13 protein-coding genes are annotated in these 12899 nt (G+C 56.6%); 5 read left to right on the top strand and 8 right to left on the bottom strand.

Annotation, left to right across the window (positions count from 1 at the left end; translation table 11 throughout):
- Positions 1–15: 15 nt before the first annotated feature.
- The 3 genes from ACFLEY_RS00580 to ACFLEY_RS00570 are packed head-to-tail and all read left to right on the top strand — an operon-like array spanning position 16 to position 1258.
- Positions 16–297 (top strand): hypothetical protein, encoded by a 282-nt coding sequence (locus ACFLEY_RS00580; RefSeq protein ID WP_396604469.1) that lies wholly within the window; start codon positions 16–18, stop codon positions 295–297.
- Positions 294–1076, top strand: a complete 783-nt coding sequence (locus tag ACFLEY_RS00575) for a phage exclusion protein Lit family protein (protein ID WP_211434579.1) — start codon at positions 294–296, stop codon at positions 1074–1076. The genes ACFLEY_RS00580 and ACFLEY_RS00575 overlap by 4 nt, the downstream gene beginning before the upstream one ends.
- 2 nt (positions 1077–1078) lie before the next feature.
- Positions 1079–1258 (top strand): hypothetical protein, encoded by a 180-nt coding sequence (locus ACFLEY_RS00570; RefSeq protein WP_211434578.1) that lies wholly within the window; start codon positions 1079–1081, stop codon positions 1256–1258.
- Between the two features lie 465 nt (positions 1259–1723).
- On the opposite strand, the gene ACFLEY_RS00565 is transcribed toward ACFLEY_RS00570, so the two are convergent.
- The 3 genes from ACFLEY_RS00565 to ACFLEY_RS00555 form a co-directional block, all read right to left on the bottom strand.
- Complete coding sequence (locus tag ACFLEY_RS00565) at positions 1724–2788, bottom strand: IS630-like element ISRj1 family transposase (RefSeq protein WP_026192128.1); 1065 nt, start codon at positions 2786–2788, stop codon at positions 1724–1726.
- Between the two features lie 102 nt (positions 2789–2890).
- Entirely contained in the window at positions 2891–3241 is a 351-nt protein-coding gene (locus ACFLEY_RS00560) for a hypothetical protein (RefSeq protein WP_129557411.1), read from the bottom strand.
- Positions 3242–3612: 371 nt separating this feature from the next.
- On the bottom strand, positions 3613–4362 hold the full coding sequence (locus ACFLEY_RS00555; protein WP_211434473.1) for a PD-(D/E)XK nuclease family protein: 750 nt from the start codon (positions 4360–4362) through the stop codon (positions 3613–3615).
- Positions 4363–5450: 1088 nt separating this feature from the next.
- On the opposite strand from ACFLEY_RS00555, the gene ACFLEY_RS00550 reads away from it, so the two are divergent.
- Positions 5451–5960 carry a hypothetical protein gene (locus tag ACFLEY_RS00550; protein WP_211434472.1) on the top strand — a complete coding sequence of 170 codons (510 nt, stop codon included), beginning with the start codon at positions 5451–5453 and terminating at the stop codon, positions 5958–5960.
- A 1067-nt stretch (positions 5961–7027) separates the two neighbouring features.
- Complete coding sequence (locus tag ACFLEY_RS00545; protein WP_211434471.1) at positions 7028–7633, top strand: hypothetical protein; 606 nt, start codon at positions 7028–7030, stop codon at positions 7631–7633.
- 550 nt (positions 7634–8183) lie between these two features.
- On the opposite strand, the gene ACFLEY_RS00540 is transcribed toward ACFLEY_RS00545, so the two are convergent.
- The 5 genes from ACFLEY_RS00540 to ACFLEY_RS00520 form a co-directional block, all read right to left on the bottom strand.
- Positions 8184–8819: a hypothetical protein gene (locus ACFLEY_RS00540; protein ID WP_211434470.1), complete on the bottom strand. Its 636-nt coding sequence runs from the start codon at positions 8817–8819 to the stop codon at positions 8184–8186.
- Between the two features lie 17 nt (positions 8820–8836).
- Complete coding sequence (locus ACFLEY_RS00535) at positions 8837–9295, bottom strand: HD domain-containing protein (protein WP_249163514.1); 459 nt, start codon at positions 9293–9295, stop codon at positions 8837–8839.
- A gap of 216 nt (positions 9296–9511) precedes the next feature.
- The gene (locus tag ACFLEY_RS00530) at positions 9512–10855 is read right to left on the bottom strand and encodes an IS1380-like element ISBdi2 family transposase (protein ID WP_039183842.1); all 1344 of its coding nucleotides are present in this window, start codon (positions 10853–10855) and stop codon (positions 9512–9514) included.
- A gap of 271 nt (positions 10856–11126) precedes the next feature.
- Positions 11127–11951: a DUF6946 family protein gene (locus tag ACFLEY_RS00525; protein ID WP_211433352.1), complete on the bottom strand. Its 825-nt coding sequence runs from the start codon at positions 11949–11951 to the stop codon at positions 11127–11129.
- 257 nt (positions 11952–12208) lie between these two features.
- Entirely contained in the window at positions 12209–12796 is a 588-nt protein-coding gene (locus tag ACFLEY_RS00520; RefSeq protein ID WP_211433351.1) for a hypothetical protein, read from the bottom strand.
- Positions 12797–12899: the final 103 nt, after the last annotated feature.

The following is a 12899-nucleotide window of genomic DNA, read 5'->3' as shown; positions in this document are numbered from 1 at the left end:
ATCGAGCCATACATCTTGGAACAGAACGGATTTCTTGCGGCAATGTTCGCTCCGAGTGACGCGTTGCTCGACTATAAAATCTTTACGGTGAAAGTTGAGCCGATTGCGACTGGAGCGAATTTTATTCTCGTCACGGATCGAGAGGATGTTGAGCAATGTCTGCGAGTTCTAATGCTCGGTCGGCAAATCATGTTTCGCCTCCTATCAGAGAGTGGACCACTTGCCTCGTTCCCACTCGAAAATGATATTGGCTTTTCAGAGTCGTATCGTGAGTTGAGACAGTTGCTTTTGACATGACAGAGCAACCCTTATTTTTGGAGACACTATTTCAGCAATTCGAACCAGTGATCTGGGAGGTGTACGGCCGGGCGGCGGCTACTGCAGGAGTGGACCCTGCCGCTGTGCCGCTTGAACTGGCCGCCGTCTCCTGGCGCTTCGGCAAGCAGGAGGCGGAGTTTGCAGCGCTCTCGCCCCCTCCCCATGTCGCCATCACCTGGAACGGAATCGCGAGCCTCTGGGCCGCATCGCATGCGATTGCACGGGTCGCCCGGGTGATGTTCGAAGCGCAGCGGAAGCTTGAACCGGCCGACGATAGGCGGCTGATGCTCTCCAACTACCCGGAGGCACGAATGGGCCTCGACCTGTTCGAGCTGTCGCTCCGCTTTGCGGAGAAGCCCTTTGAGCACTGGGTGCAAGAAGCCTGGGCGCCGGTGCCTACGGCCGATCCCACGTCAGAGGATGATCGTAACGGAAACGCGCTGTTCCTCCGCGCGCTCGGTTGGATCATCCGTCACGAACTTGCGCATCTAGTGAAGAAGCATCTCGATCAGACCAGTATCCAGCAGGAGGAGCACTTCCGGCGCGAATACGAAGCGGACGAGACAGCGACGCTATGGCTGAAGGGCGCCCTGACTGCCGACCCAAACCGGCAGGAAGGCGCGCATCCATCCGCTGATGAGCTCGCCCTTGAGGGAGCCGCGGTCGGTATTTTCAGCGGCATGTCTGGATCAGTCAGTTCGAATGCGTGCCGCACGCGGAAAGCCAGACACATCCCGCGGCCGCGGACCGACTTCTGAAGGTGGTCGATCTTCTCGGCCTGAAAGAGGACAGCGGCGCGCTTGAGATCGTCAGCTATGCGATCAAGGCGCTGATCGATCCCGAAGGCGCGTGGGCCGGTTTCTCTGATCGGCCGACGGCACTCGATGCGGCGTATGAGGCAACCGTTGAATTGAGCAGGCACATCCAGCGCAATCGATAGTTCGCATCGGTCGTCACCATGGACCAGCCGCTTCTTCGGAAACACGGGACAGAGATGCAGAGATGGCCTAATTGAACAACAATTCTTCGGCTAGCCGAGGCAGCGTGATCGAGCCCTCGACCGACTTGTTGTGGAGCGAAAAATGCGAGTCTCTGACCTGGAAAGACGAGAGTTAGAGCGGCTGCTTCTCGACCGCCTACTGAAAGATGCGATCGAAGCTCAAAAGATAGGCTTTAGGCCACGAGCATTTCGATTGATGCTCGCTGATATAGGGCCGGTGCAGGCCTGCGTTCGCCTACTCACATCGAATACGGTCCCAGACGGTTTCTTGATACTATGGGAGAAGGGACGGGTGGATCTCACAGCCGAAGCGGCAGTTCTATCGGGCCCTTGGAAAGCACTATTCGACGCGTCAGTTTTGAAATGCGCCGAGGAGAGACCAGAGGCCCGACCTAGTACCCGGAATCAGAGCTGAGTGATACGGCGGCCTTTGAAACGGCGTTGACGGACCTTTTTCTTGGTCCAGACGAAGGGCTCGGCTCTGTCGTTGTATGCGTTGACGTAGGCATCGATGTGTTCCTGAAGCTGCTTGAGGCTCGTGAAGGAGGTGCCGCTGAGCGACTGCCCCTGCAAGATGGAAAACCATACTTCGACCTGATTGAGCCATGACGCACTTGTCGGCGTGAAATGAAATTGCACGTTGGGGTGGGCCTTGAGCCAGTCCTCGTTCTTTTTATGGGTGTTGAGGTTGTCGAGGATGACGTGAAGCTTGCGGTTCGGAAAAGCCGCGGTGACGCTGTTCATGAAATCGAGAAACTCGACGCGGCGCCGGCGTTTTGAATGGGTCGCGATGATCTTTCCGGTGGCGACTTCGAGCGCCGCAAACAATGTTGTGGTGCCATGCCGCTTGTAATCGTGGCTTTGGCCGGTCAAGGCGCGGCCATTGGGCAACTTCAGATAACCCTGCGCTCGCTCCAAAGCCTGGATCGAGGGCTTCTCGTCCACGCACAGCACAATGGCCTTCGCCGGCGGCGCGACATAGAGGCCGACAACATCGGCGGCTTTGGCCGTAAAGTTCGGGTCGTTGCTCTCGCACCAGGACTTGCGAGCCACCAGGTCAATCTTGTGGCTGCGCAGGAACCGCCAGACATATTGGACATCGACATCGCCCAGCGCCTCGGCCAGCAGGGGGCCGGTCCAGCGCGCAAACCCTTGCGGTGGCGGCTTATCCAGCAGCTTCAGAATCCGCTTGTCGGTCGTCTTCGTATAGATCGGCTGCTTGCCAGGCCGCGGCTTGTCTTGCAGCCCTTCAAGGCCATGGTCGGCATAGCGATGCCGCCAAAGGCTGACAATCCGCGGCTGGACCCCAACTTCCTTGGCGATCGACCGGGTGCTGCGCCCATCCGCCGCCAACAGAACTATCCGCGCCCGCTTCAAATCGCGCTGCAACGTCACCGGTGAGCGACAGCACGCCTCAAGCACCTTGCGATCTTTCCTCGAAAGGTGGACTTCTCTTGCTTCGGGTATCATCCCGACCTTGAATCACGACTCACGTTCCAAGAAAAGTGGGTACTAGTTCCGAACAATTAGGATCTAATAAGCAGCCGGTGCTATTATGCGGATCACTCGGCTTCAGGTCGCGAGGGGCAGTACCAGGTGTGGAAACTTCTTAGACACTAGCTCGCACAGCCGCAGGAAGTATTTTCGCTCCAGTCGATATCCAGTCGGGTCATTGTTGCTGTGGAACACTTCGGCGGTACCCAGATGTAGCTTGTAGCCGATGAATCTCTTTCGGCCATCGATGCAGTGCGCGTGAGGGGCAGATGGCAACGGGTCGGGATCGTATTTGTGAACGCGCCATACCTCGCCGCCGACGCGGTAGTCTTTCTGGATCAGCGTTTGCCCTTCTTTGTTGACCAATTGAATCAGGCCGAGGTCTACAGAGATGTGCTCATCAGATTGATCGACAATTTCATCCGGCATTTTTACCTCCCAAGAGCGCGACATGTAACGAGTAATGCTGGTCATCGTCCAGCGGTTAGGATGCGCGATCGCTTCACTGCAGGCTATGGCTCCGTCTCACCGCGGGCACGACAGATCGTCTGATTTTTGCGGAGCCGCATATCCCTTCCGGCGCAAAGGGCGGGATGCCATGCTCGGACCGATGATGTAAGTGAAAAGGGGGGCAGGAGGGAAAATGGCGGGGCTCTAATCCGGGGCGTCTTTAAGGGCCTGGGATACGAGTGGCAATAGCTGTCGTGCCGCTGTTATCACTGCCGATATCACTTCCATCTGATGACATGTCCGCCATTGGCACTTCGATGCCCAATATGTCGCTCTTAAGAGACACGCCGTCAGAAAGCCTCCGGCTGACACAGAACATGGTGTGCTTTGCCAACGTGAGGTCCAGAAAAGGTCAGATCGACCCGAGACTTTCCGTTTTTCCATGCAAGCTGCACGTTCTTTGGGTGATACGGAGTGTCGATGATGAATCCCCATTTATCTCCAGTGATCTTGTGATTGAAGGGCGGAGCGTGTTTTTGAAGAAATGATGCGAAGGCTTCCGAAAAGCGGCGCACGTCCGCATCCCCTACGCTTTTGCTTTTCGCAACCCGTACCAGGCACTCAGCCAGTGCTGATTTGCGCCAATTGGCGTGCGCCGTGCTATGAATGGCGAACCAGTCGCGCAGTTCTTCTATCTTGAGGGTTCTATCCCACGGGTCTTCTTTAGGCACTCTAGCCAAGTAGACTAATGGGGCAACAAGAACGGTTAGATAGCGCTGCGCTCGGCCGCAACTAACCAGCTCGCTTGCCCGCTCGTGGTACCGCCTTGCTTGGCTTTCTGTGAAGTCGGCAGCAATCTTATCTTCGATTAAAACGGCCACCTGCTCCATACCATTTGAGAAGATGGCGAGAACATCAGTTTCGCCCCATTTCGCATTTGTTTTTGCAGAAACAGAATGTTCGGCTTCTCGGCACTTGAAGCCTCCGAGCCCGATACACTCTGCGAGCCAAGTATCGAACCCGCTGTTGCTATGAAGCTCTTCAAGGATGAAGAGATCGAGATCTCTTTCCTGCATTCTGAAAACCATAATACTGCTCAACGATTGTCTTATAACTTAAAATTTCCCGTTCACCGGACCGGAGCGCTTCGGTCTCCAACGAGCGTTCGTACTTATAGTACTCGCACCGACCCGAATATCCGCCCCCGTTTCATCCTTAAGAAGTGGACCCTATCAGACAGCAGCACTGCGCGCCATTTGGCCGGCCAATGCGCGCATGGATGTGCGGAAGTGGTACCCGAGGGGTTCTCGGTGTGCGGGAAAAAGGACAGCTGGGATTTCACAGCCGAGCTGCAGTTCAACACGCATCGGGTTCAAGTTCACACCTTAAAAGGCCTTCCTCTTATTCAAAGCCACGGCACGTGAGTTCCCCCTCCACTTTCATTCTGCCTAGGGAATTGCCGAGCGGGGTTTGCAGCGCTGCTTGGTACCCGAGTGGAATGACAGATGACAAACCTGAATACCGGCGGATGGAGCAGCGTTTGCGCGACCGTCTGACCGTCTTATTGTTTTTGAGAGCAAATAGGTTCGCAAGCGTCCCCGGTTCAAACGCAACAGGAACACGCGCGAACCGAAGATCGTCGCCCAGACTTGTCCGCAATACCCTTTGATCCAATTCGCCCTCCGCAATTAAAGCCCCTCTCCGCCCCGCTGCGGGAGCGCTCGAGACGTTGCCGGTTATGGTCCAGGGGCAATACATCACCTGTTGCTCGAACGCATCAGGGCCTCTCCAAATCAATCTGCCTATTCAGTCTTGCTCAACTGAGCCCAAACCTGTTCAGATCAATCAAAATAGCCGACCACGACGTGAGACAATTGACGCGATGGCGGCAAACCTTGTCCTGACGGGTACTCGGCAGTCGGTTTCGGTGGAGTATCGCTGGGTTCGGATGACATGCGCCACTATTGCGCGCCGCAGTCACTATCCGCCAAAGTATCAGTACCACATGCATCCCTCAAAAGGTCGATCGGCTTGAGCACCTGCGATGATCGCCCAGTGCTAGAGTTGCTGTCTGTGCTTGACCATACGTAGTGCCGCGTCGGCTGGAGAGATCACGGAGACGAGAGGCGCACGACACACAGAAGGCTCCGGCTTGCCCGCCTAGGCAGGCCCGTCTAGGTTGCGTGGCATGATTGATTGGACCGCCTTCCCTGTACGCGATGGCCTGACCGCGCTGGCGCTGATTGTAGCCAGTTTGAGCCTGTACACTTCCTGGAGCACTGCCCGACGGGCGACGGCAGAGAAGGCCGTGAATGCGTGGATCACGCTCACGCGTTCCGGTACCGAATGGTGGCTCGCGACATTAAACGTCAAAAACGGCTCTCACCTTGGTATCGAGATCGAGAAGCTCGGCGTTGATCTCCCCGATTATCGGCTCGGCGATCCATCGCAGGCAAAGCAGATCACGGCTGCTGATGGCACACCAACCGGAATGGACATCGCAGACGTTGACCATTGCTTGGCGATGGCATTCAAATTCAACGTCGCTGCGGGCGAAGCACTGCAATGCAACTTTTTACTGCATCAGCCTGCACACAGTCAGCGCAAAAGCGCCAAGGTCAACGTGATGTATTGGACGCTAGAGCCCAAGAGGCGATGGCGCATCCTGCCGGTGATGGTGCAAACCCGAAGCGGTTGATGAGGGTAGGCCATGATCGCCTTCTGTTTCACGAAATCAATTTTCGCGCGGCGCGAAGTGCGCGTGCGCGCCATAGTACCGAAGTACCGAGGGTCACCGATTTGAGATGCACGGTACTCGACATCACCATGCTTATTTAGAACACAGCGGTACGCGAGGTCGCCGCGACTTATTCGGTGGATCAGGCGAATTCGAGAATTTCATACCTAGAAAAAGCCAGCGCGTCCGCGCCGAGTCGGACCTCCGTCAGACGCCGCGCAGTTTCGCTGATGATGGGTCACTACCTGACAACATCTGCGCGTGAGAATGCCGACTTTTCATCCCCTAAAAGGGAGATCCCATTTTAGAAGTGCGGCACGACTAAACTGATTAGAGAAGGACATTGCAGCACTGTGTCGGAGACAATGCTTTGCGGTGAGCCGCGGATCTAACGCTCGACGTGCGCCCAGTGGACGCTTAGATCGGTTTAGGGCGGTTCTGAGTGGAGGGCGCGAGGCAGAACGCGGAGAACATTACAGATCGCGGAAAAGCTCCATAGCGCTCCCTGCTTCGATCTATGCGATTTTGCAATCTTAGATGCCGGATTGCGCGACGGTGTGCATCCTAGATCAGCATGCGAGAGTACTCCTAGTTACAACCTATCGATGTTCCTCCCTAAAATGTCAGTACCGCGATCCCCGCGCGGGTGCATTCAGAGGAGAGAACAAGTGGTCACGCAAAAACGGGATAGAGCACCGGAAACGCGCTTCATGGCGAATGCTGCTGGTCGAAGCTCTGGCCGTCGGAAGAGTAAGGTCCGCGACCTATTCGAAACCGAGGGTGCCGAAGCGGCTTGGGTACTCGGACTGCGGCTGGGTTTGAACGACAGCACTCTGCGAGCTTGGTTTGCTTATTGGCAGGCATTGCCGCCGCGGTCTGACTAATCTGATCCGCCGGAGCTTCAGAACGTTGCTGCGGGGTGTGTCGAAATTTGCGAGTATGAAGCCAGCTTTACTCAAAGAGTTGGATGAATCGCGATGACACGGCATCCTGAGCCCCATGTCCGCCGGGCAGTTCGCGTACTTGCTATGGTCAGCGAACTCCATCGGCGTGGATATCAAAAGCTCCGGGTCATGCCGTTCATGGCGCCGAGCGGCGCCTACTGGCGCTGTTGGATTGGTCCCGACACACTCTTCTATCGCAATCACGGTGCCTTTCTCTGCGATACCGGGTACAGCGAAGAGCAATCAGTCAGCCTGTGTGCACGCTACACGTCCGGCGAGGAAGACCGATACTTTGGTTGGCCAGACGCTGAAAACGACGAGGCTCGATCGCTAGCAGACAAATTCTTGGCGCGGTTTACTAGGCTCGCCAGCGCCGGCGAAGGGTGGAGCTATGCTTACGCCGGCTGGTATCAGCGGCTGCTTGGACTTGCTTACCGAGGTTGGATGCCGGTGGTCCTCTCTGATGACGACAGTTCGTCTCGTAGAGGGATTAATCTTCGAGACCTTCGGCCGCAAGAGTGGCGTTCCGCAAATGAAAAGAGGCCCTCGTTGCCGCTCCCACCTGCCGGCAAATTGCGCAAAGATTTTCCGGACAATCACCAGCGGGGCGACGGCGGCTTCACGAGCCCGCGCATGTACAACACTATCGAGGATAGCCAGAGCTGTAGAGTTTCGGCGAAGCAAGCCTGAGAATCTTATCAAGACCAAGAATTTGCTGTCGAATGGGAGAGTCATCAACATGAATCTAATTTACGACATGAGTGAGGAAGACTTCGAGGCTTGGTGCGCCAACATGGCGGCCAGCAATCCCGAGGATATCGAATGATGAAGCTGAAGGGTTCGTTCCAGATCAAAATCGCGCGAAGATTTTACCGCCCTAGTTAGCCGAGCAGGTCCGGCCTCACCAACGCATGAATTTCCGTTGCGCTCGTCGAAAAAGAGAGGACGAACGATTGCACTATCCACGAATTTATTTTCGATGCAATGAAGCTGCGAGATCAGCCCTCATATGACTAGCTGCCGCGACGAATTGAGCAAGACCCGTCCTTGGATATTAGCTCTTCATCGGTACCAGGATGAGCGCATCGATCTCTGATCTCCTTGAGGTCATTGAAAAAGCCCAACACTGAAGCTCGGCTTGCGTTGTCAACCAGCCTCAGTTTCCAGATCATCGTGGCTTTATCAATCAGGAACGTGCATCCAATCAGCGTCGAGACATCGGAAGCAACCGCGTCGCCATTCAAAATCCGAAAACCACGCTCATCCGCTTGAGCCTTCTCGAAGCTAGGGAGCCGCCCGTGCCGTCGTTTGAAGAGCTCCATGCCAGCCGTTTTCTGCCGTCTGGAAGCGCTTGCCAGGCTTCGTCTCTGTTAGCAGCCGAGCGGCAAAGCGAAAGAGCCAGGTCCTCGATCTCCAAGGCGAGTGCAAGAAACGCTAGCCGACCGAGCGGCTTAAACAAATCCCTATAGAACAACACCCCAATGATCTCATTGACATGAACAACGTAGAAATATCTATTCGATGTGGATCTCGCAAAAAGCCCAACCGCTTCTAGTACCGTAGTATCCGAACTCAACAATTCGTTTGGCTCCAAGTGTTCCATAACCTCGTCAACAGTATGGGCGTCCGAATTCTCAATTCGAGCATAGTTCTCAAACCAGACTATGCCTTTAGCGCTCCCATTCGAATTTACGACCCTCGACGGGTTATTGAACGGGTCAAGGTCGGGATCACAGTACATTTCCAAGAGGTCGTCGTCGGTACTCCCGGTAGGGATGTCTGGGCCGAGCTGTGAACAGATCGAGCGCACTGTAAGAGCCGACGAGACTTCTTCAAAGATTTGCCAGTTCATGGCACGCTTGGTCTCGTTTTCCATAGATCTAACACTCGAGGCTAGTGCTCGGGAAAGGCAGAAACTGTTCGCGACAAAAGGTCAGCGAGCGGACATGGCAGTGCTCGCTGAAAGATTTCGCTCAACTCTCTATAGTACCAGATTGTACCCTGGCGCTTCCCGGTAAATCGGTCCCACAAAGCCTCGCCGATCTGTTGGTAATCACTCAATATCGCCTCTGCGTTATCCACCTTATCGGCCAGTGAAACCAGTAAAGAGGTCGCAGGCTTGTTTGGTAAAGCTCTCAAGTATGCTTCCTTTCGCGCCCGCCACTCGGGTTTTGGCTCGACCCACGAATCTGTGCAGTCCGAAACGATCCTAGCGACATCATCACCGAACCTTTTGCAGATGATTGCTAACGTGGGTTCGCCTCCTTGATCTTCTGCAGCATCATGCAGCAGACCCGCGATAGCTTGGACCTCAGTTCCACCAGCCGACAACACACGGCTTGAGACGCTCATTAGATGAGCGATGTACGGGACGCCGCTACCCTTTCTAATCTGGTCACGGTGAAGACTAGCCCGATCTATTCACGAGAGCACGGTCGTTCTTGACGTCTGACGGGGGCTGGCGGCTGGCGTGGGTGACCGTCCGGCCTTTTCTCACCGGGTTCTACATCAAGCTGTTTTGTAGGCGATGGAGGAGTGGGGCGGGTGAGCGGGCGCAGGCCCGGTCGGTTACGGACCGAGCGGGAGCAGCGCGCCGGGCAAGCCGCGGATCAGGTCGGCTTCGGGACATGCCGCGGCAAACGCAAGGCGAATGCGGCTCGTGGTCTCGACCACACGGGCAGCGAGTTTCAAGAGACGAAGACGCAGCGTCGCGAACTCGGCAGTGGCCAATTCCCGGGCTTTGGGAATGGCGTCGCGCACGGTCAGCATCAGCCAATAAGCGGCCGTATGGAGCACGAGACGGACCTGGTTGGCGAGCGCCGAACGGCAGCTGGTGCGGTCGGAGGCGAGCTGTGTCTTATGCAGCTTGATCAGATTCTCTGCTTGGCCGCGCGCGCAATACAGGCTGTCGTAGATCCACTCGGCCGAGCCGACATCGAGGCTGGTGACGACGAAACGGATGTCGAGGCCGAGCATCGTCGCCTCAATACGGGCGACGGTGCGCCGTTCGCGATCCCAGGACTTTGCCTTGTGGCGGGTCTCGGTATAGCCACGCAGAACCGGCAGGTTCTCGATGGCGCGTCGGGTGCGGATGTCGTCGGCGACCTCGTCGACTTTTCTGGCGAGAGGCTTGGTGCCGGACAGACCGAAGATGTAGTCGATGCCGTTGGTCTCGCACCACGCCATGGCCTCCGGCCGGGCATAGTGCCCGTCGCCACGGAACGTAATTCGCGTGTTGTGCCATCGCGTGCGGATATGCCGTACCAGGCGGCGCAGATGGGCACGCACCTCGACGCCGCCCGGCGTCTTGCCGGGCCGCAGCACGACGGCCACGGGCCGGCTCTTCTCCGTGTCGTAGACGTGGATCGGCAGAAAGCAGCGTTCGTCATAATGAGCGTTGAACAGCGAGAGCTGCTGATGGCCGTGGACGACGTCGCAGGTATCATCGATGTCGAGCGTGACGGATGCCGGCTCGTGGGGGTAGCTATCCATCCATGCGTCGACCAAAATGTAGGTCAGTCGGATCACGTCGCGCAGGCGCGGAGCATTCTCCAGCCGCGACAGCGTCGGCTGGGAACACAGATCCCGGCCCGTGTCCGGTAGGCGACCGCAGGCCAGCTTGAATGCCGGATCGGACCGCAGATGATCGAGGTCGTCGGCGTCCTCGTAGCCGCAGCAGATCGCGAACATGCGCGCGCGGAACATATCGACCAGGCTGTGCACGACCCGCGTCGGATCGCGCCGATCCGGGAACACCCGGGCCAGATTGTCGGCCAAGCCGAGACGCCGCTCGGCCATCGCCAGAAGCATCACGCCCCCGTTCGAGGTTAGGCGCCCACCATCGAAGGCAGCTGTGACTTTCTTGGCGTGAATGGCTGGAAACGAGAAGGGCGGAATCGTATCGTCGGTCATGGCGGGCGTGGCGTTCGCGGTTGGAGGTGATGGGGTTGGCTTCACAACCGAATCCTACGCCGTATCAGCGCTTTACACCACGCTCGCCAGCCTCTCGGGCGCCTCTTACGAATAAGACAGGCTAGCGGCAAAAACCAGAGCGTCGTCGAATGCTTTAGATAGTGGCATCTGGGCTCCACTTCCTGTTGAGTTCTAGGGCGACGTGACCTGTTCGAAACACCGTCGATACTCGAATTAGGCCGTACCTCTCGGTTAATTTCCCATTCTGCGACTATTCTTCTCCAAAAAACGTTGCATCGGTTTTGCGGCCATCAATGATAGAAAATCCTTTGTTTGAAGGTCTATCCGCAGTCCACCCGATATAGAGGTCCACGCCTTCACGGTTAATAGGGCCAACCAGGCGGGTCGCAGCGGCTCCGACAAATCCCAATGCGGCGCCAAATCTCGCAAAATCCTCAAACCCTGTGTCTTTCGGGTCGAAGGAGTGAACCATCATAATCGCCACCTGGGCGTGGTAGCGTCGCGCCTCGTACAGCGCTGATGCGGTACGGTGCAGAAGCTGATAGCGTAGGTTCTCACGGTCAGATACTTTGATGCCTAGGGTTTGTGAGAGGCGCGTGAGGCGAGCCGCCTTCTTAGAATTGGGCATAGCCTCGCGAAGCCATTCACTTACTAGTGGGCCGAAGCTCTCGTTTACTTTTCCCTCAACGGCCATAATAGCTAATTCATTCGGCAGTCGGAGAACGGCTAACACATCGGTTTGTGATGGCGTCGAACCGTCTCCGAGCTCAATGGTTCGCTCTAAGAAAGCATCCACGAGTTCGGCTTCTGCAAAACGAGACGCCTGGTCCGGTGGACACCGACCCAGGGTAACACGGACCATTTCTGGCAAACCATGTAGTTCCGGACGATCCTTTGCCGAAAACCAGCCTTCAGCGACAAGCTTGGCAGAGCGTCCGTCTCGCCAGTGAGCCGCAGAGCCAAGATACGGAATAACGTCCTCCGGACTTCTCATCGGCAGATGTAGTTGGGAAATCCCACGCATGGCGCCTACCCTCTGGCGCGCGTTAACTTGGTCTGGCTTGCCTTCGCGCATCGTCCTGCTCCTTACATGCAGGCATTTGCCCTTTAGTGTGATGTAGAGACAGCCTTACGTCCTCGCGACCACGACGCAGCCGCTAGCAAGCGCGGCGTTGAAAACTTCCCTTCATTCGTGGGTTTGCCAAAATCTCATCCGCCACGCTGAACGGGCTGACAAGACACCATTCCATACGCGGGGCTGGCTCGGGCAGACGATCCGTGACGAGGGCATAAGCGACACGTCCCGGCCCCTCACCGTAAGCGCCGCGTTCTTCAAATTTGCTCAACCGGTTCATTTTCCCAGCCCCACACTCCCGGACGGACGCTGGCTAAAAATAGCGCAGTCTCAATTTGATCAGGATCGACGGGCCTCTTCAATCCTTCCGAAAGCCGCGCCGCAAGCGCGGTGGCTTCCTTCACGTAGACGGAATAGGCCGACGCGGCCTTATCGTAGCTCTTGCCGCTTCCCAAACAAGCTTTCGTGCTCTCGAAGCCTAAAGAAGCAATGCCCGTCCCGGCGACGAGCGTTTTGATGACGTTGGCGTCGAAGATGAGTGCCGGACCTTCCTGAAAGCTCACACCAGCGAAGTAGACAATCTTACTAGTCGTCGCGAAGCCAACGCCCTCAGACTTGATCGCTTCGAGTCCTTCGGCGGCAGATCGCGGTCGCGAACGCAATTCTTCTAATTCGAGCGCCAGGTCCCCCGCGCGATCGAATAGTCGCACAAAGTCTAAATACTTGCCGCCTGGCCGGCCACCCCGGGGAAAGCCCCAGACCACAGATGCGATCACGGCCCGCGCCAGGCTAACCTCAGCGATTTCAACCACGTGCTTTCGTTTGAAAAAATTCACCCGCTGCACTGCAATCGTCCAGCACTTGATTGAGTAGCTCTGAATTCCCGAGTGCTCGGCCGTGCTTGTCCCAAACGACGGGATTGTGCTTCGAGCCAAATTCTAGGACCTG

Source organism: Bradyrhizobium sp. YCK136, from assembly GCF_044570075.1.
In the GTDB taxonomy this organism is placed as follows: domain Bacteria; phylum Pseudomonadota; class Alphaproteobacteria; order Rhizobiales; family Xanthobacteraceae; genus Bradyrhizobium; species Bradyrhizobium diazoefficiens.
Note: the sequence above shows the minus strand (reverse complement) of the source record. Positions and strands in the feature narration are given on the sequence as shown.